The following is a 22,937-nucleotide window of genomic DNA, read 5'->3' as shown; positions in this document are numbered from 1 at the left end:
TCTTACTTCGGTGGCGAGGGTTTAAACGCAGCAGGTTGTCAGCTTGCAAACGTGTGCGCGAAGCCATTTCGCAACATTAAAGGTAAAGCTGATTCGGCCCGTTATACTGGCGACACTTCATGCCGAAAGCCGGCATTTCAAATTTTTCAGCCACCACAAAGGGAGCGGCGGGTGAGTCTCACAGTCATTGCGCAGCGTATGGTTAACACGAGCTTTCAGCGCCTGGTGACTGGCCTTGTCTTGAGCACCTTGTTAGTGGGTTGCTCCAGCACCAAATCGAGCAATGTTCGAGTCGTTGATCGCAACGCGGTCGCTCAGCGTCCTACAGTGACAACTGGGCAGTATGTAGTCCGAAAGGGGGACACCTTGTTCTCCATCGCGTTTCGCTACGGCTGGGACTACAAAGCCCTCGCGGCTCGGAACAATATTCCTACGCCGTACACGATCCACCCAGGTCAGACAATTCGCTTTGATGGCCGCACCGGTTCAACGTCCACGGCGGTGGTGAGCCGCTCCAGTTCTTCGCCTTCATCGTCGAGTAAAACCACGGTAATCCGGCGCCAGGCGAATGGCACGACAACCACTACAACCACCGGTTCTACGGGCGCTGTACCGTCCGTCGCCAGCAAGCCAGCGCCCGCTCCACTGCCTCCAGCGGGTCCGGCCCCTACCGGCTGGGGATGGCCATCTAATGGCATCCTGATCGGGAAATTCTCTTCAAACGGTAGTTTGAATAAAGGAATTGATATCGCCGGGGATTTGGGACAGCCTGTTTTAGCTGCGTCTGATGGGACGGTTGTATACGCCGGGAGTGGCTTAAGGGGCTACGGCGAATTGGTCATCATCAAACACAGCGAAACCTACGTAAGTGCTTACGGTCACAACCGTCGGCTGTTGGTTCGGGAGGGACAGCAGGTCAAGGTCGGACAGACAATTGCCGAAATGGGGTCAACGGGTACAGACCGGGTGAAACTGCATTTTGAGATTCGCCGACAAGGTAAACCTGTAGATCCGCTGCAGTTCCTGCCAAGACGTTGATTTGTAAGCCAGCCTGTTCCGTCGCGTAGAGGGGACAGGCTCCAGCGCTGCCAAGGATAAAGGCGTCGCTTGAGCTTGGGGTCGAACTCACCAAAGGACTATAACAATGGCTCTCAGTAAAGAAGTGCCGGAGTTTGACATCGACGATGAGGTTCTCCTTATGGAAACCGTCATTGATTCGGATTCGATGTCGAATGATGAAGGGGCTGCTCCACCTTCCGTTCGTTCCAAATCCAAACACTCCGCTTCACTTAAACAACACAAGTACATCGACTACACGCGGGCACTCGATGCCACGCAACTGTATCTCAACGAAATCGGCTTTTCCCCATTGCTCTCCCCGGAGGAAGAAGTTCATTTTGCGCGATTGTCGCAAAGTGGCGATCCGGCCGGGCGTAAGCGCATGATTGAAAGTAACCTGCGGCTGGTGGTCAAAATCGCCCGGCGTTACGTCAATCGGGGGCTGTCACTGCTGGATCTGATCGAAGAGGGCAACCTCGGGCTGATCCGGGCGGTGGAAAAGTTCGATCCCGAGCGCGGCTTCCGCTTCTCGACCTACGCGACCTGGTGGATTCGTCAGACCATCGAGCGCGCCATCATGAATCAGACCCGGACCATCCGGTTGCCGATTCACGTGGTCAAGGAGCTCAATGTGTACCTGCGGGCTGCACGGGAGCTGACGCAAAAACTCGATCACGAACCTTCACCCGAAGAAATCGCCAACCTGCTGGAAAAACCGGTAGGTGAGGTCAAGCGTATGCTGGGCCTGAATGAACGGGTTTCTTCGGTCGACGTCTCGCTGGGTCCGGATTCGGATAAAACCCTGCTCGACACCCTCACTGATGATCGTCCAACCGATCCATGCGAACTGCTGCAGGATGATGACCTGTCACAGAGCATCGATCAGTGGCTGTCTGAACTGACCGACAAGCAGCGTGAGGTGGTCATACGCCGCTTCGGCCTGCGCGGCCACGAAAGCAGCACGCTGGAAGATGTAGGCCTGGAGATCGGGCTGACCCGGGAACGTGTCAGGCAAATTCAGGTGGAAGGCCTCAAACGCCTTCGCGAAATCCTTGAAAAGAACGGTCTGTCGAGCGAGTCGCTGTTCCAGTAAGCCACTCGATAGACCGACCGCCAAAAGCCCCGACTGGTTCGGGGCTTTTTGTTTTGTGGATTAACGCGGGTTTACTTGGCGCGATGTAGTCTCAGTTTGTAAGCCATTTCTTACTGTTTCGTAAGTGTTCGCTATTTTTACACGGCAGAAGAAGCCGATTGAGCGAGCTTATGTTTCTTAAGTTTATGATTAATAAGATTATTTTTTGATATGAGGTGCTTGTGACAGCCCATTTTGGCGTCCAGAGGCAATTGCTCTTGGCAGGGAACTCTTTAGTATCTGGGTTGTGTCGACGGACAGACACGCCCTTCAAGGATGAGGGGAACGGACATCGCAGGAAGCGATTCATCAGGACGATGAAAAGGAACACAGGGAATAGGGAAAAAATGTGGGCGGGTCAAACCGCCCCTTTTTTTTGCCTGTAAAAAGGCAAAACCCGGCAAAGCAAAAAGGCCCGCAAGGGGCCTTTTTATCGAGCGCGTGACAGATCAGCGTTCGAGGTCTTTGATCTTGCCTTTGACGCCATCCCACTCTTCGGCGTCTGGCATCGATTCTTTCTTCTCGGTGATGTTCGGCCAGATTTCGGCCAACTCGACGTTCAGTTGAATGAACTCCTGCATCTCTTCCGGAACTTCGTCCTCGGAGAAAATGGCCACGGCCGGGCATTCTGGTTCGCACAGGGCGCAATCGATGCACTCGTCCGGGTGAATCACCAGGAAGTTCGGGCCTTCGTAAAAGCAGTCCACCGGACACACTTCTACGCAGTCGGTGTACTTGCACTTGATGCAGTTGTCGGTGACGACGAAGGTCATTTCTAATTCTCTCCTCAGGCGGCGGCAGCGTTGCCCCTTCACGGTAGGGGGCGCCAGGTTCGGGAGCGATGTCTGCCAGCCAGGCTATTAGCCGGCAGCATCCCAAACCGCGCGAGATTCTACCAGCTTGAAGCCGTTTGCGTTATATCCGCTTCGTTAGTGCTTAGATCCGGTTCTTCAGTGCATATAACATTTCGAGCGCCCGACGCGGCGTCAGGTCATCCAGATCCAGCTTAGCCAACTCATCCAGCACCGGATGCGGCAGGCTGGCGAACATGTCACTTTGTTGCGGTGTCGCCGGTTTGCCCTTGGCCGCTGGTTTTGGCGCTTCATGTGGCAAAGCGGTGTCTTCCAGGCGGCTCAGATGTTCGCGGGCGCGTACGATCACTTCGCTCGGCACACCGGCCAGTTGTGCAACCGCCAAGCCATAGCTCTGGCTGGCAGGTCCGGGCAGGACGTGGTGCAGGAACACGATGCGTTCGTTGTGCTCGGTGGCGTTGAGATGCACATTCGCTACCAGTGGCTCGGCTTCCGGCAAAACGGTCAGTTCGAAATAGTGCGTAGCGAACAACGTATAGGCGCGTAGATGCGCCAAACGCTCGGCCGCCGCCCATGCCAGCGACAGACCGTCGAAGGTGCTGGTACCGCGACCGACTTCGTCCATCAGCACCAGGCTGCGCTCGGTAGCGTTGTGCAGGATGTTGGCGGTTTCGCTCATTTCCACCATGAAGGTCGAACGGCCACCGGCCAGGTCATCGCTCGAACCGATCCGGGTGAAGATCCGGTCGACCAGTGACAACTCGCAACTGGCTGCCGGTACGAAGCTGCCGATATGCGCCAGCAGCACGATCAATGCGGTTTGGCGCATGTAGGTGGATTTACCGCCCATGTTCGGGCCGGTGATCACCAGCATGCGCGTGTTGTCATCCAGGCTCAGATCGTTGGCCACGAACGGCGTGGTCAGCACTTGCTCGACCACCGGGTGACGCCCCTGAGTGATGCGCATGCACGGCTCGCTGACGAAGCGCGGGCAGTTCAGGTCAAGGTTCAGCGCACGTTCGGCGAGGTTGCTCAGCACGTCCAGTTCGGCCAGCGCACCGGCGGTGTCCTGCAACGGGGGCAACTGGCTGATCAGATCTTCCAGCAGCGCTTCGTAGAGCATCTTTTCGCGGGCCAGGGCACGGCTCTTGGCTGACAGTGCCTTGTCTTCGAATTCTTTCAGTTCCGGTGTGATGAAGCGCTCGGCGCCCTTGAGGGTTTGACGGCGGATGTAGTCTGCCGGAGCCGATTCAGCCTGCTTGCTCGGCAACTCGATGAAGTAGCCATGAATACGGTTGTAGCCGACTTTCAGGTTGGCCAGGCCGGTGCGGGCTTTCTCCCGCGCTTCCAGATCGATCAGGAACTGGCCGGCGTTTTCGCTCAACGATTGCAGCTCGTCGAGTTCGCTGTCGTAACCGGTTTTCAATACGCCGCCGTCACGGATCACCGCAGGCGGGTTGTCGATGATGGCTTTTTCCAGCAGCGCCGCCAGTTCCGGGTAGGTGCTGGTGGTGGTGGCCAGACGTTGCAAGTGCGGCGCTTCCAGATCGGTCATCGCCACTTGCAGTTGCGGCAGGGCGCCGAGGGCATCACGCAGCCGCGCGAGGTCACGGGGACGGGCATTGCGCAGACCGATTCGCGCCAGAATCCGCTCGATATCGCCGATTTCCTTGAGCTGCGGTTGTAGCTTTTCGAAGCGGTAGCCGTCGAGCAGACAAGTGATCGAAGTCTGGCGTGCCAGCAGTACGGTCAAGTCACGCAGCGGACGATTCAACCAGCGGGTCAGCAGACGGCTGCCCATCGCGGTCTGGCAACGATCGACCACCGATTGCAGGGTGTTGTCGCGACCACCGGCCAGGTTGGTGTCGAGTTCCAGGTTGCGGCGGCTGGCGCCGTCCAGCACCACGGTGTCGTCGAGGCGCTCATGGCGCAGGCTGCGCAAATGGGGCAGGGCGGTGCGTTGGGTTTCCTTGGCGTAGGCCAACAGGCAACCGGCAGCGCCGATGGCCAGGGTCAGGTTTTCGCAGCCAAAACCTTTCAGGTCCTGGGTGGAGAATTGCTGGCAGAGACTTTTCAGCGCCGAGTCTCGCTCGAAATCCCACGGCGCACGGCGACGCACGCCACGGCGTTTTTCCGCTGGCAGATCTTTCGGCCAGTCATCGGGGATCAACAGTTCAACCGGGTTGACCCGCTCCAGTTCCGCCAGCAGGTTCTCCCAGCCTTTGATCTCCAGCACGGTGAAGTTACCACTGGTGATGTCCAGCACGGCCAGGCCGAACAGACGCTCGTCGCCCAATACCGCCGCGATCAGGTTGTCGCGGCGCTCATCGAGCAGCGCCTCGTCGCTGACCGTGCCCGGGGTGATGATCCGCACCACCTGACGTTCCACCGGGCCTTTGCTGGTGGCCGGATCGCCAACCTGCTCGCAGATCACCACCGACTCGCCGAGCTTGACCAGCTTCGCCAGATAACCTTCCGCCGCGTGGTAAGGAATCCCACACATCGGAATTGCCTGCCCCGCCGACTGCCCGCGCGCGGTCAGGGTGATGTCCAGCAACTTGGCGGCCTTCTTCGCGTCTTCGTAGAAGATCTCGTAGAAGTCGCCCATGCGATAGAACATCAGCTGATCCGGGTGCTGGTTCTTCAGGCGCCAGTATTGCTGCATCATCGGGGTGTGGGAGGACAGGTCGGAGACGGCTTTATTCATCGGATTGTCAGGCAACTCGTTCAAAGGTGTAGGGCAAAAGCGAGGCATCTGCCAGGCTTTTACGCGATGAGCGCAAGGTTACCATGAGCGGTCTGCCCGACGCAGGCGCGACGGCCCGCTGACAGTTTTCTGCATTTAAATGTGATTTATGCACGATTTATGCAAATCAGCATTTGTCTTCGCGAAAAACTTCAAGCACTATGCGCGTTATGCAAAAACGCAACGTATCCTCCGTCTTAAGAGCACTGCTCGACCAGCACGGGATCTCCCCCACGGAGCTCCACCGTCGCACCGGCGTGCCTCAATCCACTCTCTCGCGGATTCTCAGCGGGAAGATCGTCGATCCTTCGGATAAACACATCTCGAAGATCGCCGAGTACTTCAATGTCAGCACCGATCAGTTGCGCGGGCGCGCGGATGTTGCGCCGTCGGCCGGTGCCGCGCGTGGTGACGTGCATGCGGAACTCAAGGACATAATGCTGTGGGACGACGACACCCCTGTCGATGACGACGAGGTGTCGGTACCCTTTCTTCGCGAGGTTGAATTGGCAGCTGGATCAGGAAGATTCGTCATCGAAGAAAGCGAGCGCTCCAGCCTGCGCTTCGGCAAGCGCAGCCTGCGGCACAACGGCGTGCAGTTCGACCAGGCCAAATGCGTGACCGTGCGTGGCAACAGCATGACGCCGGTGTTGCGCGATGGCGCCACCGTTGGTGTGAATGCGGGCAAGTGTGGCATCGGCGACATCATTGATGGCGACCTGTATGCGATCAATCACAACGGCCAGTTGCGGGTCAAGCAACTCTATCGCCTGCCTACGGGCATTCGCCTGCGCAGCTTCAACCGCGACGAACATCCGGACGAGGACTACACCTTCCAGGAAATCCAGGAAGAGCAGATCGTCATCCTCGGTCACGTCTTCTGGTGGGGCATGTACGCCCGTTAAGCAGACCCCGGTCAGATAAAACCCGTCCTCGGCGGGTTTTTTTTCGCCTGTGCAAAACCCCCAGCGCCTTGATTTATGCGGCTTTCATGCATGAACGCATGCTGCGCGCATAAATAAATGCATTTACGCATTGACTGGATATGCATTCATGCATATTATTACCACCAAGCCGCTCGACAAAGCGGCTGGAAACGAAAGCTCTTTAGTTCCACAAGAACAGGCAGCGATGAACCGGCCTCAACGGTTCAGAGGGTTGGCAACTGACCCGGGTGTGCAGCGTAAAGCACCATAAGCAGTTATCCGGCGGGCAGGGACCGCGGTCGGAAAAACAATTTGAATGGACTCGTACCGCGCCAGTAGCGCCGAAAAGTCAGCTTCCTTTTTTGAACACAGGATTTAAAGGAAGGCGAAGGAGCGCATTACTGAAAAGCCCGGCGGATTTGCCGGGCTTTTTGGAATGCCTACCTCAAGAGAAACCGTTTGAACCCAACACACACTATTCATCAATCACACCAGGAGGCGTGACATGACAAACGAGCAACAAGCGTTGGCGGACATGCCTATCTGGCTGGTCATCCTGCTCGCCCTGGTCGGCGGGGTATCCGGCGAAATGTGGCGGGCCGATAAGGAGGGCGCTCGTGGCTGGGCGCTGATGCGACGTCTGGCATTACGATCAGGGGCCTGCGTTATTTGCGGCGTCTCGGCGATCATGCTGCTGTACGCCGCCGGCATGTCGATCTGGGCTGCGTGCGCAATTGGTTGCCTGACCGCAATGGCCGGCGCCGACGTGGCCATCGGTCTTTACGAACGCTGGGCGGCCAAGCGCATCGGCGTCTGCGAAGTGCCAGCGCCGCGCGATCCACACTAACCCCTTCACTGATTTGCTCTGCCGCAACTGTTGCGGCGGGGTTTTGCGTGGACATTTGAAAAGGAGGTCAATACATGCCGGCACCGATCCAGCAGCCCTCGCAGCTGTTCACCGCGATGGCGACAACCTTGCGCAACGCCACCGGCCTGAATGTGCAGGTTGGCGGTCACGAAGACTTCAGTGCTCCCGGCGATCAGGCCTGGGTGTTGATCGACTTTGACCGCAACGCACCGGGAATACGTGCCGCTGATGGACGTATCGCTCATGTGCTGACGCTGTCGCTGCAAGTCATCCCGGCACTTTCCGCCACGGCGTTTGCAGCGTGCGATCTGATCGCCGTGCTGAAAAACCTGATTACCGACAACCGCTGGAACCTGCCCGGCGATCAATGCGATCTGCCGATGAACATTGATGGTCTGCCGTCACTGCTTATCCGCGCCGAGCAGCAATACAAAGCCTGGACCCTGACGTTCACCCAGACCCTCTACCTCGGCCAGACCTTGCTTGATGACCCGCTCGGCACGCCGAAATTCGCCCGTACCTGGGAAGTCAGCAATATCGACGACCCCGACCAATACACCGCGCTGGAGGCCTGACCGATGTTCGACGCATTGCTGCGCATGCAACTGGGCCCGGTCATCGAACGTCTGGCCGAGATGGAAGCGGAAATCGAAGACCTGCATCGGCGCGCCGAAAGCTACTGCCGCATCGGCGTCTGCCAGACAGTCGACGCGGCGAGCAACACCTGCACGGTCAGCCACGGTGGCCTGCTCACGCCGGCCATCAAGTTCTTCAACCCGAGCGCCGGAGCGCAAAGTGAATCGCGGATCCCGACCGTGGGTGAGCAGTGTCTGCTGTTCAACTACGGCAGCGGTGAAAGCAGCGCGCAGAGCGTGGCGCTTTTCGGTCTGAACAGCGACCGTTTTCCGCCGGCCTCGACCGTACCGACGCTGACGCGCCGCGTGCATCAGGACGGCAGCGAAAGCGGCTACGACGACGCCACACACACCCTGCATTGGCAGAACGGCCCGGCAGCCTTCAGTGGTTCTCGCGAAGCGCTTGAGCTGAGCATCGGCGCCGCGCGACTGGCAATGACCCCGCAGGCGATCAACCTGCAACTGGGCGCGGTCGGCCTGACCATCGACGCCTCGGGCGTGCACTTCAGCGGCCCATTGGTCGATCACCAGGGCCGTGTCATCAGCCCCTGATTCAAGAGCTTCCCATGATCGGAATCGATAGAGACAGCGGGGCCACGGTCGACGACTGGCTGCAGTTTGTGCAGCGCGCGACCCGGGCCCTGACCACGCCGCTGGGCACCCGGCAAAAAAGGCCCCTTTATGGCTCGCTGATCCCCACGCTGCTGGGGCAGAACCTCGGTGATGACGTTTTGCTTCTGGCTCAGAGCCACGCAGCACAGGCGTTCTACAACAAGCAAAACGGCATCGATGATTTTCAGCCGCAAGTGATCGTCGCCAGCCGTCAGGGCGCCGGTCTGCTGCTGCGTTTCGCCGGTACCTGGAAAAACCGTCAACAGACATTCGAGGTCGTGACATGAGCATGTTGATCCCCGGCCAGAACCAATTGGCCGAACCCGCGCTGATCGCCGTCGACGCCTTCGAAGACCTGCTCGCCGAGTTCAAGACCTTCGTCGTCGAATACGTCAGCGCCCGAGCGCCGGGCAGCGCTGCGAAACTCAAAACCAGTCTGGAGAACGAGAGCGAGTTGCTGACGATGGCGCTCGAAGCCTTCTGCGTTCGACTGCAAACCCACGAGCGCAAATACAACGCCCGCATCAAGCAGATGCTGGCGTGGTGGGCGACTGGCAGCAACCTCGACGCACGGCTGGCGGACATGGGCCTGGAGCGGCAGTTGCTCGATCCGGGTGACCCGGCGGCATTCCCGCCAGTGCCGGCGATTTACGAAAGCGACGACGACGCCCGGTTGCGTTATTACCTGGCGCCGCATGCACCGGCGGCGGGTTCGCGGATGCAGTATCGCCGCGAGGTGTTCACCCTCGGCGAACGGCCGACGGTGAAAGTCGAATCCACCGATGCCGGTGTGGTGAATGTCACTTACACCTTCAACCCGGATGGCCTCGCCACGCAGGTCAAGGATGGCAATGGCCGCCGCACCGCGCCGGGCGAAGTGCAGGTCACCGTGCTTGCTCGGAACGGTGACGGCACGCCTTCGCAGGCATTGCTTGAAGGCGTTCGCCAACACTTCGCCCGGCCCGATGTGCGACCGGAAACTGACCTCGTCACCGTCAAGGCTGCCGACATTCAGCGCTACAAAATTCGCGTCGTTGCCAAGATCAATTCCGGCCCCGATTCGGGCCTGACCCAAGTCGCCGCGCAGCAGCAACTGCAGGCTTACGCCGACAGTTGCCATCGTTTGGAAGGACGGGTCGATCCGAGCTGGATCGACTACACGCTGCACAGCGCCGGTGCCGTGCAACTGCAGATTCTGGAACCGCTGGCGCCGATCGTGACCACTGCGTTTCAAGCGCCGTATTGCACGGCGGTCGAGGTCGAGGTGCTGACGTTATGAGTGAGCCAACACAACGCCCGAGTTTGTTGCCGGCCAACAGCTCGGCACTCGAACGCGGGCTGGATCAGGGCTTCGGCGCACTGCTTGATCGCATCGCGCCGCCGTTCCCCGAATTGATGAACCCGAGCGAAACACCGGTCGCGTTTCTGCCGTATCTGGCGGCGGATCGCGGTGTCGCCGAATGGAGCACCGCCGCACCTGAAACGGAAAAGCGCCTGACCGTTGAACTCGCCTGGCCCACCGCACGCCAGGCCGGCACCCGCAAGGCACTGGAGAACGCGGCCAAGGGGTTGCAACTGCGCCCCGAAGTCCGCGCTTGGTACGAGCAGACACCGCCCGGCGCGCCCTACAGCTTTACCGTGCGCGCCTTCAGCGACCAACCCTACAGCGAGGAAATCGACGCCCGTCTCGACCGACGTCTGGCTGATGCCAAGAGCGAGCGGGATGTGCTGTCAGTCTCGGTGGGCTTGAGCGCTTTTGGCAGCCATTACATCGGCGCAGCGACCTTTTGCGGCGAACTCACCACGGTTTATCCGGTGTTCATCGAAGGGCTTGAAACCTCTGGCGAGGCATTCATGGCCGCCGGTATGTACACCGTCGAAACATCCACTATTTATCCTCAGGGGGCCTGAATGGCTGACTATTACACCCTGCTCACCAACGCAGGGATTGCCTACGAAACGGCGTGCAAGGCCGCGGGCGTACCGATCAAGTTGACGCAAATTTCCGTCGGCGACGGCGGCGGCTCGGTCTACAACCCGGCCGCGACCGCCACGGCGCTGAAACGTGAAGTCTGGCGCGGGCCGCTCAATGCGCTGTTCCAGGACGAGAAGAATCCGAGCTGGCTGCTCGCCGAAGTGACCATTCCGCCGGATGTTGGCGGTTGGTATGTGCGGGAAGCGGGGCTGTGGACGGACACTGGCGTTCTCTACGCCATCGTCAAATATCCGGAGTCGTTCAAACCGGTTTTGGCCACGTCGGGGTCGGGGAAAGAGTTCTACATTCGCTCTATTTTCGAGACCAGCAATGCGTCGCTGGTGACGTTGTTGATTGATGACACGGTGGTGAAGGCGACTCGTGCATGGGTCATGAGTTACCTCGCCGAAGAACTCGGCAAACTCGATGGCAAGCAATCGGTGCGTGTTGCTGCATCCAACAACATTGTGTTGAACGGCGCGCAGCAAATCGACGGCGTGGCCGTGATTGCTGGCGACCGCGTGTTGCTGACGAACCAGACCCTGGCCAAGGATAACGGCCTGTGGATCGTCGCCAACGGCGACTGGGTGCGGGCGACCGATGCCAATACCAGCGCCAAGGTCACGCCCGGCCTGACGGTGATGGTGGAGGAGGGCGCGGCGAACGGAGATTCGCTGTGGCACCTGACCACCAACGCGCCGATCACTCTTGGCACCACCGCGCTGACGTTCAAAATGCTCGCCGGGCGCACCGGGATTGCGGCCGGGACTTACAAAAGTCTGACGGTTGACGAATATGGCCGGGCGACTGCCGGGGCGAACCCTGAAACGTTGGCCGGGTTTGGCATTAAGGATTCTTACACCAAGGCTGAAGTTGAAGCGCTGATTGCCAAGGCGTCGGCGTTGCCGGTGGGCTCGATTGTGGCGTTCCCGGTTGACTCGCCACCGCCGGGGTTTCTTGAACTGGATAACAGTGTCAAGAGTAGTGCGACTTACCCGGACTTGAGCGCTTATCTGGGCGGCAAGTTCAACAAGGGCGATGAGGGTGTCGGGAACTTCCGGTTGCCTGAGGCGCGAGGGGAGTTTTTGCGTGGTTGGGATCATGGGCGTGGGGTGGATGCCGGGCGTGGTCTCGGTAGTCTGCAGTCCATGCAGGCAGAGGGTCACTCACATGTAACGGGTGTGAATGACACGGCGGCAGTTGCGTCGATTCAGAGTGCGCGTGGCGTGGGAGCAGATACGGGAAGTTGGCCGTACGGTGCGGCAGCTATCGGTATTGCTGGAACAAACTCTGTAAGCACCAATACAACTTATTACCCTTCCGGTGAGGACAGTTGGCTGAAGACAGGTCCAGCAATTTCGCTGGGTAACGGCGAAACCCGCCCCCGCAACATCGCCGTCATGTGGTGCATCAAAGCCTGGAACGCCCCGGTCAATCAGGGAACCATCGATGTTGCCGCGCTGGCCAAGGAAGTCGAACGGCTCAAGTCCGCCGTTCCGGTGGGCGCTGTTCTGGCATTCCCGACAGGGATCGTTGCACCCGGTTATCTGGAGCTGGATGGCAGTGTGCAGAGCATTGCGACTTATCCGGATCTGGCAGCGTTTCTCGGCACCACCTACAACAAAGGTAACGAGGGCGCGGGCAATTTCCGGTTGCCAGAGTCGCGTGGTGAATTTCTGCGTGGTTGGGATCATGGCCGAGGAGTAGACGCTGGACGGGAATTGGGAAGCTTCCAAAAGGCAACACTCATAGCGACCGATGCAGTAACCCCCGCACTTACAGCGCTGCAAGACACGACCGTTGGGTTCAAGCTTGGTCCGACTCTCACTGAGAACAGTCATTCCTACGTTGGAGGTGACGTTGTCAGTAAGGCCATGTATCCGGATACCGGCATTTCCGTTAGCACGGCTGAGAGAGCAGGGCTGTCATATTTAGACAGTCTGCCTATCTATGACCGAGGCATTCTTGTTGGAGCACGCCCACGAAACATCAGTGTCATGTGGTGCATCAAAGCCTGGAACGCCCCGATCAATCAGGGAAGCATCGATATCGCCGCGTTGGCCGTTCTCGCGCAGCAAGCATCGGAAACCAACCGAGGCACGGCGAAAATTGCCACTCAGGCACAAGCGGATTCGGGAGCGGATGACACGACCATCGTGACACCGAAGAAACTGCGCTGGGGATTCCAGATATTAAAGGCCGCGAACGGCTATCTGGTTTTTCCAACATGGCTGGGTGGTCTGATCATCCAGTGGGGTTATGCCTCGATCCCGGCTGCCTTCACGGCAGTTCCGTTTCCGTTGAGCTTCCCTAACGCCTGTCTGGGTGTGCAATCCACACCGTTCAACGTTTCGGGTGCGGCCGATGTAATCGAGTTCACGAGTATGCCGTCGAATACCGGATTCACAGCCGTAGGCGTCAGCTCTGGTTTGTCGGGCGGGGCAATACAAACGCCCACGAACTTCTTTTGGTTCTCTATTGGACATTAAAGGTGAATGGCATGAAGTACGTGACATTTGATGCCACAGGCATTCTCAACTCACGCCTGATTCGCGGCGTAAATGAAATTCCCGAGGGCGCCCTCGAAGTCGATGAAAGCCTGTGGATGCGCATTACACAAGAGATGGATGGCGTTTGGAAACTCGATGCCGCGGGCGTTATTTCCAAACATGCCCTGCCTGAGCAACAGCCTGCGTCATATACCGCTGAGGAAGTCGAAGCTCTACGACTTCGCGCTTATGCCAATCCCACTACCGGTTCGGATCGATTTTTCGCCGAAGCGCAGCGCATGGAAATTATGGGAGAACCAGGCTGGGAAGGTATTCGTGCTGCTGGAGTGTGCAGATTCAATGAAATTCAGCAGGAATTCCCATGGCAAGTTCCTCGGTTGCCATAACTGAATAAACGCCCCGCATCGCCAGGGCGTTTTCTTATACGAAACTCAACACCCGCCAAGCCCCTCCCCACGAGGGGCTTTCCCGTTTATGGAGAAACGAAAAATGGCAACCCGCCAAACCTACACCGTGCTCGTCCCATTCCCCACCGGCGGTGGGCACTGGTCGAGCGTCGGTCAAGACCTTGATCTGCTCGACGTCGAGGCGAGTGCTTTGCACACCGCCGGTCGACTGGAACTGAAAACACCTACCACCCAGGCCAAAAAGGCCGCTGCCAAGAAGGCTGACTGAACATGGCTGAGGTTTTGAACTTCGAGCACAACGGCATTACCGTCAATGCCACCGAATCCCCCGAGGCCATGGGTGGCCTGGGTGACAACGTCATCGGTCTGGTCGGCACCGCGCCGAAAGCTGATCCGCTGATTCCGCGTAACGCCCCGTTCCGCATCAACAGCTTCACCACCCACGCGCTGCTCGATCCGACCGGCGCCGAAGAGGGCACGCTGTACCACGCGGTTTACCAGATCCTTAAAGTGGTCAAGGTGCCGGTGTACGTGGTGATCGTTGAAGCGGGCGCGACTCCGGCCGACACCGTCAACGCAGTGATCGGCGGCGTTGAGCCGGCGACCGGCCGCAAGCTCGGTCTGGCCGCACTGGGCAGTGTCCCGGAAGACCTGACCATCATCGGCGCGCCGGGCTTCACCGGCACCAAAGCGGTGGCCAGCGAGTTCGCCTCGTTCGGCAAGCGCATCAAGGCCCGTGTGGTGCTGGACGGCAAGGACGCCTCGGTTGCTGATCAAGTGCTGTACAGCCAGGAACTGGGCGGTGCGGATCTCGGTTTCGACCGTTGCCTGGTGGTGCACAACATGCCGGCCGTGTACTCGAAAGCCGCGAAGAAAAACGTCTTCCTCGCGCCTTCCAGTCTGGCAATTGCCGCGCTGGCCAAGGTCAAGCAGTGGGAGAGCCCGGGCAACCAGGTGACCTACGCCGAAGACGTTTCCCGCGTCGTGGAATACAACATCCTCGACACCTCCACCGAAGGCGATCTGCTCAACCGTTACGGCGTGAGCTACTACGCCCGCACCGTGCTCGGCGGCTTCTCGCTACTGGGTAACCGCTCGATCACCGGCAAGTTCATCAGCTACGTCGGCCTCGAAGATGCGATCAGCCGCAAGCTGGTCAAGGCCGGCCAGAAAGCCATGGCCAAAAACCTGACCAAGTCGTTCATGGATCAAGAGGTCAAGCGCATCAACGACTGGCTGCAGACCCTGGTCGCCGACGAAACCATTCCTGGCGGTAGCGTCTATCTGCACCCGGAACTCAACAGCGTCGAGAAGTACAAGAACGGCACCTGGTACGTGGTCATCGACTACGGCCGCTACGCGCCGAACGAACACATGGTTTATCAACTCAACGCCCGCGATGAAATCATCGAGCAGTTCCTGGAGGACGTTCTCTAATGTTTACCAACCGCGTAAGACAGGCCATCGCGGCCACCCTGCAAGGCCTGCCGCTGTCGGCGACCGTTGAGGAATTCACCCCGCCGAAAATCGATTTCGACATGGAAAGCATGACGGGCGGGCGCTTCATCGTTGAGGAAATGGCCAAGAGCGCCAAGCCGCTGAATGCTCAGATCAAGCTGCAAGGCACCGGTGCTGAAGTGTTGCTGGCGATGGGGGTAAAACTGGGCGACGACATCCTGCTGAACGTGCGTGAAGCCGGTCAGGATCAGGACGGCAACACCTGGTTCACCTATCACACCATCGGCGGCAAGCTCAAAACCATGGGTGAGGACGCGATCAAAATGGGCGGCAAAGCCCTGACGACGCTGGACTTCTCCTGCCGCACCTACAACCGTCTGGAAAACGGCATTCCGGTGATCGACATCGACGTGCGCACCCAGAAATTCGTGCTCAACGGCGTCGACATCCTCGGTGATGCGCGTCGTGCGGTGCTGATGCCGTAACGCTGTAAGCCAGCCCGGCACCTGACCCTGTGGGAGCGGGCTTGCTCGCGAATGCGGTGTGACAGTCGACACTCATTCATCTGACAGGCCGCCTTCGCGAGCAAGCCCGCTCCCACATTGGGCCAGTGTGACTGGCCGATGTTTAGCAACACCCCTCCTCAAGAATCACCAAGGAATTCATTCATGTCGTGGATGCCACCCCAGCATGACCTGCTGTCGCCGATCACCGGCGACGACGGCGCGCAGATCGAACAGATCCAGCTCAAACCATTGTTCTATGCCGCGCAAAAAGAAGCACTGGAACGCGCCGGCGATGATGAAGACGATCAGTTCTTCGAACTGGCGCTGCTCGCTACCGGCCTGTCGGTCAAGGAACTCGACCAGCTCAAACGCCCGGACTACGTGAGCATCGCCCAGTACGTGCACGAAATGTCGACCCGTCCGGCGTCGTACTTTCTCGATCAGGTTGAAGACGCGGAAAAGTCCGACGATCCCGATCAAATCCAACTGCTGCAACCGCTCGCCGTGACCGGCCGCACCGTGACGTCGCTGAGCCTGGAAATGCCGGTGCTGCGCGCCACCAAAGTGATGAAGAAACTGAAAACGGCCAAGGAACGCGCCGAGTTCATCACCGCCCACTGCGCCGGCCTGATGATCCCCGATCTGGCTCACTTGACCGTCCCGGACTGGACCCAGTTGCAGGTGCGCATAGACGATTTTTTAAACCAGCCGGCGGCCTACTTTCGGAACGCGACATCGAAGTAATCCTCGATATCGTCCCGCTCATTTACCCGGTAAGTGAGGCGGAGATTCTGGAATGGGACGCCGAAAAGGCGTTGCGCCGCTACGACATAGCGATCACTCGCCTTGGCGTGAAACAGGAGTAGAGCGGCATGGCAGATGATAACTATGCGTTGACGTTCGCGAAGGTCAATCAAGAGACCCTGACGTCTACGGCATTGTCTGGGGCGGGGGCAGACCCGGCAGGTGCGGCAAGGCTTGAAGGTGGGTTCGCCGGGCTGAGACTGGCACTGGTCGATGCCTCCGTCGAGTTGCGCAATTTGACAGCCGAACAGATCCAGCTCAGGGATGTGCTGGGATCGATACACGAGGTGCTGACCTCGCAGCGCTCGTTGCAACAGGCGATAAATGATCGGCAAGCGCAATTGGGCGCTACGGCCGCTGGCAGTGAGCAAAAAATACCGCGCAGTGCGGATGCTGGCGATCTTCCCCCTAAGCGTTTGCAAACGACCATCGAACTCGACGCTGCGATGGTGAAGCTTGGGCGGGTTGAAGGGCTTGATAGTCATCAGCGTCAATCTCAGTTGGTCATGCTGGAGAAAATGGCCACTGAAGAAAAAGTCGCCGCTGGCGGGACGACCGCCCTTGATCTGATCGACGTCAAGCTCGCCGCCGCCAGGGCCGGGGTGGGGCGTCCAGTCGATGACAAGGGCAACGTTGATCCGGCTGCCGGGCGAAAAAACCTGGTGGACTTCACCCTAGATACAGGCGTCACCGCGACAGCGTTTGGAATGAAGGCACTGGACACCGCCGATATGTTGATCGGTTGGCGTACCTCGATGAGCCTTGAACGGCCAGAAACGCTCGATTTGGCCGACGCCGTCACTGTGCTCGGCGGTAGCCTGAGTGCTCCGATGGCTGACATCGGCGCGATTCTCGGCAGTTACGGTGCGTCGGGAAAACGGGCCGGATTGTCGGTCGAGGAATCGGCAGCGTTTTCCGCGGCGTTGCTCAATGCCGGCGTCAATAGGGCGGATGCCGGAGTGGCGTTCGAAAAAATCATCACGACCCTGGCCTTGGGGGATAAGGCCACGCCTTCCCAGCAGGCGGCGATGGTGCAGTTGGGATTCAATCCTGAAACCTTGGCTGCCAAGATGAAGGCTGATGCCCCTGACGCAATCCAGCAAGTGCTTGAGGCACTTAAAAAGCAAAACCCTGATAAACAATTGAGTTCGTCAAAGGCGCTTTTCACAGTTGACCGGCCGATTATTCAATTGTTGGAGAACACCGGTGAAGTGCAACGCGCTTTTTCACTGGTTGCAGACAAACAAAGCTACGCAAGTTCGGCTCGTGGTGAAGAAGGGGGCGCGCTCAATCAGGCCTCCCTGGCGCAATCGAATACATCGCAAGCGAGTTGGAATGCGCTGGATGCGAGCCTCGATCGGTTTTCTGCAGCGTTCGGCAATGCCCTGGCTCCTTTAACCGATGGCGCCGCGGTGGTTCTCACGACGTTGGTCAAGGGTGTGAGCGCCGCAGCAGAAGCGCTTCCGGCCCTCACTGCCGGTCTGGTTCTGCTTGGCGCTGCAGCTTTACCGTTTGTGGGCGGCGCGTTGAAGTTGGGCGTGGCGTCGGTGCTCGACCTGGTTGCCAAGAAGCTGCTACGCCTGGCATCCACGCGATTGCCGGCGGATATCGCCGACGCGATTACCGGTGACGACGATGGTAATGGGCGTCGGAAAAAGAAACGCTCTGGACGTGGGCCTGGTCGGCGTTCGCTTTCCAGAGCACCGGCTCGCGCAACAGTCCCACGCGTCACTGGGGGCGGTCGTTTGGCAGGTATGACGGCCAAAGTCGCGCCGCTTTTTGATCAAGTGAAGATCGGGGTCAAACTCTGGGCAGATGACATCGCTGGCAGCAAGCTGAGCTCACGGCTCAAAGGGCCGGTCGCCAAACTTGCGCCTCTCGCTGAAAGTCTGGGCGCCAAGGTCATGCCGTCGGTTGCTAAAGCATTGCCCTTCGTCAAGGTCGGTGCGCCACTGGCCATTGCGCATGCTGCGTACTCGGGACTGAAAGGCTGGCGAGAGGGCGATGAAAAAGCGGTAAAAGGCGCCGCCGGCGAACTGGCCGGGACCGCCATTGGTGCCACCATAGGTACGTTCATTGCGCCGGGTATCGGTACTTTCATTGGTGGGACATTGGGCGCAATGCTCGGATCCTATCTGGGTGAAAAACTGGCGACGCCTCCCGAGGACAAACTTGCCCCACCAGCGCAGGTTGCCAAAGATCTATCGAGCGCGCAGACCCAAAACCAGCAAATCACCTATGCACCGTCGATACAGATCAGCGGCAGCGAAGTGGCCAGTTCCGAGAAGGTTGGCGCGATGATCTCGCAGGTCATGCAAAACCACTTCAACAGTCAGTTCATTCCGACGATGAACACCAACCCCCTCGCCACCCGCCGTGACGCAGCCCTCACCGATGGAGTCGCCTGATGAAACAACAAATGGCCCTGGGCAGTTTCATCTTCGGCCTCTCGCGCAATTTCGCCTACAGCACGCTGGCGCGCAAATCCGACGGCGGCTGGACGGAACTGCAGATTCTCACCAGCAAACCCAAGTCCCATCAAATCGGACAGAAGCCCGAAACCCTGACCATCACTGGCAAATCAATGTACGCGGTGGCCATGGATCGGCTGGATGAGCTGCGGGCGCTGCAAGCCCTTCGTGTGCCGCTGCCGCTGATTGATGGCATCGGTCGAAACTGGGGCCTGTGGCGAATCACCATGGTTCAGGAAACCCAGACCTGCATCATCGATGATGGTACGGCGATGGTGGTGGACTGGACCCTCGAATTAGCGGAGTTCAACAATGCGTAAGGTCCGAAGCGTGGCCGGTGATTCGGTGAATCTGCTGCTCTACCGCGAGACCGGTCGCAGCGATGACGCCGCCGAAGAAGCCCTGTGGAAACTCAACCCGACCCTGGCCGAACACGGCCCGGTCTTGCCGGCCGGTGTCTGGGTGACCTTGCCGGAACTCGACAGCAGACCGGCCGCGATCAAGCCGGTTTTGGCGTGGGACTAAGGAGGTTGCATGGCACAGGGATTTACACCGGCGATCGAAATCTACGGGGCCAACCATGCCCTGCTGAACCAGCGCCTGATCAGTTGGGAACACATTGATGCCGCCGGGATGGAGTCCGATCAGCTGACACTGGTGATCGACCTGGAAGGCCTTGAAGGCTTGCCGACCCTGGGCGGAAAAATCGGCCTGCGGGTTGGCTATCTGGAGTCCGGGCTGGTCGAAAAGGGCCAGTTCAAGGTGACTCGACTGACCCCGACGCTGTTCCCGTTACGCTTGACACTGGTGGCTACCGCAGCGCCTTTCAGCGGCAAGGATGAGACCCGATTCAAGGAACGGCGCACAGCCAGTCATGGCCCGACAACCCTGGGCGGACTGTTTCGCGAACTGGTCTCGCCGCACGGTTTTTCGCCGCGCGTCGATCCAGAGCTGGCGCTGATCCGGATTGCTCATGTTGATCAGTCGAACGAAACCGACATGAGCTTTATCACACGACTGGCAAAGAAGTACGACGCGGTGGCCAAACCGTTCAACGACCTCTACGTGCTGGCGAAACCGGCGCAGCTGAAAAACCTCTCGGGCCAGGTGATACCTGACGTCAGGCTGTCGGTGACCAGCAACAATCGACCGGGTGATCATGCCTTCATCAGCGCCACACTGGAAGAGACGGCCCGTACTCAGAATCAGGGTTGCAAGACCTGCTTCTGGGACATCGCCGCCGGCAAACTGCGCGAGGTGATAACCGGTTCCGAGCCCTACAAGGTCATTCGCCAGAAACAGGCCAGTGAAGAAGAAGCCAAAGCCATCGGCGAAGCCGAAGTGCGCAAGATGCTGCGCGAGAAATACAAGCTGAAGGTTACCTGCCCAGGCGATCCGCTGCTGGCCGCCGAAGGCCTGTTGGTGCTCGATGACACCTGGCCGGACTTCATACGCGGTCGCTGGTCGATCAAAAAGGTCACCGCCAGCGGCAAGCGCGAGGAAAGCTATCGCTGCTTGATCGAGGCAAGCGGCCTCGACGCCAAGACCTGATCCCCGCACAAACTCAAAGTGGGAGCGGGCTTGCTCGCGAAAGCGTTGTGTCAGTCGCCATCGATGTTGAATGCGCCGTCCCCTTCGCGAGCAAGCCCGCTCCCACATGGGGGCCTGCGGTAATTCCCTTCATTCTGGAACACCACCATGAAGATCACCCCGATCCTCACGCAGTTGCGTGCGCAATGCCCTGGCCTTGCCAATCACATTGCGGTGGGCGTGGATCTGGCCTTGCTGCAAGGCAACGCCGATCTGCCGACACCTTCGGCCCACGTCACACCGCTGGCCGATCTGGCCAGTAACAGCACCGCCCAAAACCTCACCACCCAACCGATCCGCGACCGCTTCGACATCGTTCTGGTGCTTGACGCCAGCGACGCTACAAAAGCGCTGGATCTGTTGCACGACCTGCGCGCCGAACTGTGGCGTGCGCTGGTGGGTTTCAAAGCCGATGCCGACTACAGCGCCATCGTTTATGACGGCGGCGAGATGGTGTCGATCAACAGCAGCCGCGTCTTTTACCGGCTGCGCTTTTTTGCCGAGTTCCAGCTTGGCCGCAATCTGCCGAGTCAGCCTGCGGAAAGTTGGCACGAACGTGAACTGGACGGTTTGTCGTCCTTTACCGGGGCCACCGTGCGGGTCGATGCGATCGACCCCGCTGACCCCAACCTGAAACGCCCGGGCCCCGATGGGCGGGTGGAACTGACTTTCTCTGGAGACGTAACCCCATGAGCAATCGCATCACCGTAGTGCCGGCCGCTGGCCGTGCCGTGCCAGACCCGGAGGCGGGCGATCTGCTGCCTCTTGAAGGCCGTGAAGTGCTGGACAGCGCCTGGTGGCGCCGACGTCTGACCGACGGCGATATCACACTCAAAACCGCAAAAGCGGCTAAACCACAGGGAGCCAAATAATGGCGATCGGATTCAGCAACATCCCCGCGGACATTCGTGTACCGCTGTTCTATGCCGAAATGGACAACTCGGCCGCCAATAGCGCGACCTCGGCCATGCGCCGTCTGATCGTGGCCCAGGTCAATGACAACATCGCGCCGACCGAAGTCGGCAAACTGGTTTTGGTCTCCAGCGTCGCGCTGGCGAAAAGCATCGGCGGCCAAGGTTCGATGCTCGCCTCGATGTACGAGACCTTCCGCAAGGCTGACCCGATCGGCGAGATCTGGTGCCTGCCACTGCACAACGTTGAAGGCGCTATCGCCAAAGGCGTGTTGACCCTGACCGGCACCGCGACTCAGGCTGGCGTGCTCAACCTGTACGTCGGTGGTGTGCGTGTGCAAGCCACCGTGGTCAACGGTGCCACGGCGGCGCAAGCGGCCACTGCGCTGGCGCAGAAAATCAACGCCACGGCTGATCTGCCGGTCAGCGCTGCGGCTGCTGAAGGTGTAGTGACCCTGTCCGCGAAATGGACCGGCGACAGCGGGAACGACATCAGCCTGCAATTCAATCGCCTGGGCAAGAGCAACGGCGAAGAAACCCCGGCTGGCCTGACCACCGCGATTACCGCCATGACCGGCGGCGTCGGTGTACCGGATCAGGTCGCTGCGGTCGCGGCGCTGGGCGATGAGCCGTTCGAATTCATCGCGCTGCCGTGGTCGGATCTGTCGACCCTCAACACCTGGCAAGCGGTCATGGATGACAGCACCGGTCGCTGGTCTTGGGCTAAGCAACTGTTCGGTCACGTCTACAGCGCCAAGCGCGGCACCGTTGGCACGCTGGTCGCCGCAGGCCAGGCCCGCAACGACCAGCACATGACCATTCAGGCGCTGGAGCCGGGCGTACCGCAACCGGTTTGGGTTCAAGCCGCCGCACTGGCCGCACGCACGTCGGTGTTCATCTCCGCCGACGCCAGCCGTCCGACCCAGAGCGGCAGCCTGCCGGGTGTCGATCCGGCGCCGGCGAGCGAGCGTTTCACCCTGACCGAGCGTCAGTCGCTGCTCAACTACGGCATCGCCACCGCTTACTACGAAGGCGGTTACGTGCGCATCCAGCGTTCGATCACCACGTACCAGAAGAACGCTTACGGCCAGGCCGACAACTCCTACCTGGACAGCGAAACCATGCACCAGTCGGCGTTCATCGTGCGTCGTCTGCAAAGCGTGATCACCAGCAAATACGGTCGCCACAAACTGGCCTCCGACGGCACCCGCTTCGGCGCCGGCCAGCCAATCGTTACCCCGAGCACCATTCGCGGTGAGCTGATTGCCCAGTACGCCAAGCTCGAACTGGAAGGCCACGTCGAGAACGCCGAGCTGTTCGCCGAGCACCTGATCGTCGAGCGTGACGTGCAGGACCCGAGCCGCGTGAACGTGCTGTTCCCGCCGGATTACATCAACGGTCTGCGCGTGTTCGCACTGCTCAACCAATTCCGTCTGCAGTACGACGACGCGGCTTGATAACCGCGTTTAGCGTCAAGCATTCAGCCCACCTCGCGTGGGCTTTTTTATTGAAGGG

At 59.4% G+C, this 22,937-nt stretch carries 24 protein-coding genes; 22 read left to right on the top strand and 2 right to left on the bottom strand.

Features of this window, described 5'->3' with window-relative positions:
- Window positions 1-171: 171 nt before the first annotated feature.
- Together AACY11_RS08710 and rpoS are read left to right on the top strand one after the other, a co-directional pair.
- Window positions 172-1,038 carry a peptidoglycan DD-metalloendopeptidase family protein gene (locus AACY11_RS08710; RefSeq protein ID WP_339430566.1) on the top strand — a complete coding sequence of 289 codons (867 nt, stop codon included), beginning with the start codon at window positions 172-174 and terminating at the stop codon, window positions 1,036-1,038.
- Window positions 1,039-1,144: 106 nt separating this feature from the next.
- Window positions 1,145-2,152 carry an RNA polymerase sigma factor RpoS gene (gene rpoS / locus AACY11_RS08705; RefSeq protein ID WP_221732467.1) on the top strand — a complete coding sequence of 336 codons (1,008 nt, stop codon included), beginning with the start codon at window positions 1,145-1,147 and terminating at the stop codon, window positions 2,150-2,152.
- 488 nt (window positions 2,153-2,640) lie between these two features.
- Here rpoS and fdxA read toward each other — a convergent pair whose 3' ends face one another.
- Window positions 2,641-2,964, bottom strand: coding sequence for a ferredoxin FdxA (gene fdxA, locus AACY11_RS08700; protein ID WP_054047139.1), 324 nt, complete (start codon window positions 2,962-2,964; stop codon window positions 2,641-2,643).
- Window positions 2,965-3,127: 163 nt separating this feature from the next.
- Window positions 3,128-5,710: a DNA mismatch repair protein MutS gene (gene mutS, locus AACY11_RS08695; protein ID WP_339464344.1), complete on the bottom strand. Its 2,583-nt coding sequence runs from the start codon at window positions 5,708-5,710 to the stop codon at window positions 3,128-3,130.
- A 200-nt stretch (window positions 5,711-5,910) separates the two neighbouring features.
- Between mutS and AACY11_RS08690 the strand changes: the two genes are divergently transcribed.
- The 20 genes from AACY11_RS08690 (at window position 5,911) to AACY11_RS08595 (ending at window position 22,879) form a co-directional block, all read left to right on the top strand.
- Entirely contained in the window at window positions 5,911-6,654 is a 744-nt protein-coding gene (locus tag AACY11_RS08690) for a LexA family transcriptional regulator (RefSeq protein WP_339430568.1), read from the top strand.
- Window positions 6,655-7,180: 526 nt separating this feature from the next.
- On the top strand, window positions 7,181-7,522 hold the full coding sequence (locus AACY11_RS08685) for a phage holin family protein (protein WP_339430569.1): 342 nt from the start codon (window positions 7,181-7,183) through the stop codon (window positions 7,520-7,522).
- 74 nt (window positions 7,523-7,596) lie between these two features.
- A complete protein-coding gene (locus tag AACY11_RS08680; RefSeq protein ID WP_339494437.1) occupies window positions 7,597-8,118 on the top strand; it encodes a hypothetical protein in 522 nt (173 codons plus the stop codon).
- A gap of 3 nt (window positions 8,119-8,121) precedes the next feature.
- Window positions 8,122-8,730 carry a phage baseplate assembly protein V gene (locus tag AACY11_RS08675; RefSeq protein WP_339430571.1) on the top strand — a complete coding sequence of 203 codons (609 nt, stop codon included), beginning with the start codon at window positions 8,122-8,124 and terminating at the stop codon, window positions 8,728-8,730.
- Between the two features lie 14 nt (window positions 8,731-8,744).
- Window positions 8,745-9,077, top strand: coding sequence for a phage baseplate protein (locus tag AACY11_RS08670; RefSeq protein WP_016985063.1), 333 nt, complete (start codon window positions 8,745-8,747; stop codon window positions 9,075-9,077).
- A complete protein-coding gene (locus tag AACY11_RS08665; RefSeq protein ID WP_339494435.1) occupies window positions 9,074-10,069 on the top strand; it encodes a baseplate J/gp47 family protein in 996 nt (331 codons plus the stop codon). The genes AACY11_RS08670 and AACY11_RS08665 overlap by 4 nt, the downstream gene beginning before the upstream one ends.
- Window positions 10,066-10,701, top strand: coding sequence for a phage tail protein I (locus tag AACY11_RS08660; protein WP_339494433.1), 636 nt, complete (start codon window positions 10,066-10,068; stop codon window positions 10,699-10,701). Before AACY11_RS08665 ends, AACY11_RS08660 begins: the two co-directional genes overlap by 4 nt.
- Window positions 10,702-13,254 carry a phage tail-collar fiber domain-containing protein gene (locus AACY11_RS08655; RefSeq protein ID WP_339494432.1) on the top strand — a complete coding sequence of 851 codons (2,553 nt, stop codon included), beginning with the start codon at window positions 10,702-10,704 and terminating at the stop codon, window positions 13,252-13,254.
- An 11-nt stretch (window positions 13,255-13,265) separates the two neighbouring features.
- Window positions 13,266-13,661 (top strand): hypothetical protein, encoded by a 396-nt coding sequence (locus AACY11_RS08650; protein ID WP_339464348.1) that lies wholly within the window; start codon window positions 13,266-13,268, stop codon window positions 13,659-13,661.
- 103 nt (window positions 13,662-13,764) lie between these two features.
- Window positions 13,765-13,950 carry a hypothetical protein gene (locus AACY11_RS08645; protein ID WP_003222199.1) on the top strand — a complete coding sequence of 62 codons (186 nt, stop codon included), beginning with the start codon at window positions 13,765-13,767 and terminating at the stop codon, window positions 13,948-13,950.
- Window positions 13,951-13,952: 2 nt separating this feature from the next.
- Window positions 13,953-15,119 carry a phage tail protein gene (locus tag AACY11_RS08640; RefSeq protein WP_339494431.1) on the top strand — a complete coding sequence of 389 codons (1,167 nt, stop codon included), beginning with the start codon at window positions 13,953-13,955 and terminating at the stop codon, window positions 15,117-15,119.
- Window positions 15,119-15,625 carry a phage major tail tube protein gene (locus tag AACY11_RS08635; protein WP_160056265.1) on the top strand — a complete coding sequence of 169 codons (507 nt, stop codon included), beginning with the start codon at window positions 15,119-15,121 and terminating at the stop codon, window positions 15,623-15,625. Before AACY11_RS08640 ends, AACY11_RS08635 begins: the two co-directional genes overlap by 1 nt.
- 183 nt (window positions 15,626-15,808) lie before the next feature.
- Window positions 15,809-16,390 carry a phage tail assembly protein gene (locus tag AACY11_RS08630; protein WP_339430577.1) on the top strand — a complete coding sequence of 194 codons (582 nt, stop codon included), beginning with the start codon at window positions 15,809-15,811 and terminating at the stop codon, window positions 16,388-16,390.
- A gap of 128 nt (window positions 16,391-16,518) precedes the next feature.
- A complete protein-coding gene (locus tag AACY11_RS08625; protein ID WP_339494429.1) occupies window positions 16,519-18,858 on the top strand; it encodes a phage tail tape measure protein in 2,340 nt (779 codons plus the stop codon).
- A complete protein-coding gene (locus tag AACY11_RS08620; protein ID WP_339494428.1) occupies window positions 18,858-19,241 on the top strand; it encodes a phage tail protein in 384 nt (127 codons plus the stop codon). Before AACY11_RS08625 ends, AACY11_RS08620 begins: the two co-directional genes overlap by 1 nt.
- On the top strand, window positions 19,234-19,446 hold the full coding sequence (locus tag AACY11_RS08615; RefSeq protein WP_339430579.1) for a tail protein X: 213 nt from the start codon (window positions 19,234-19,236) through the stop codon (window positions 19,444-19,446). Before AACY11_RS08620 ends, AACY11_RS08615 begins: the two co-directional genes overlap by 8 nt.
- Window positions 19,447-19,455: 9 nt before the next feature.
- A complete protein-coding gene (locus AACY11_RS08610) occupies window positions 19,456-20,472 on the top strand; it encodes a phage late control D family protein (protein WP_339494427.1) in 1,017 nt (338 codons plus the stop codon).
- Window positions 20,473-20,619: 147 nt separating this feature from the next.
- Window positions 20,620-21,204 carry a phage tail terminator protein gene (locus tag AACY11_RS08605; protein ID WP_221732483.1) on the top strand — a complete coding sequence of 195 codons (585 nt, stop codon included), beginning with the start codon at window positions 20,620-20,622 and terminating at the stop codon, window positions 21,202-21,204.
- Window positions 21,201-21,383, top strand: a complete 183-nt coding sequence (locus AACY11_RS08600; RefSeq protein ID WP_221732484.1) for a DUF2635 domain-containing protein — start codon at window positions 21,201-21,203, stop codon at window positions 21,381-21,383. Before AACY11_RS08605 ends, AACY11_RS08600 begins: the two co-directional genes overlap by 4 nt.
- Entirely contained in the window at window positions 21,383-22,879 is a 1,497-nt protein-coding gene (locus AACY11_RS08595; RefSeq protein ID WP_221732485.1) for a phage tail sheath subtilisin-like domain-containing protein, read from the top strand. Before AACY11_RS08600 ends, AACY11_RS08595 begins: the two co-directional genes overlap by 1 nt.
- Window positions 22,880-22,937 lie beyond the last annotated feature (58 nt).

The organism is Pseudomonas sp. RA_105y_Pfl2_P56, from assembly GCF_963970845.1.
Classification (GTDB): domain Bacteria; phylum Pseudomonadota; class Gammaproteobacteria; order Pseudomonadales; family Pseudomonadaceae; genus Aquipseudomonas; species Aquipseudomonas baetica_A.
The sequence above is the reverse complement of the archived record's forward strand: the minus strand, read 5'-3'. Positions and strand labels throughout refer to the sequence as shown.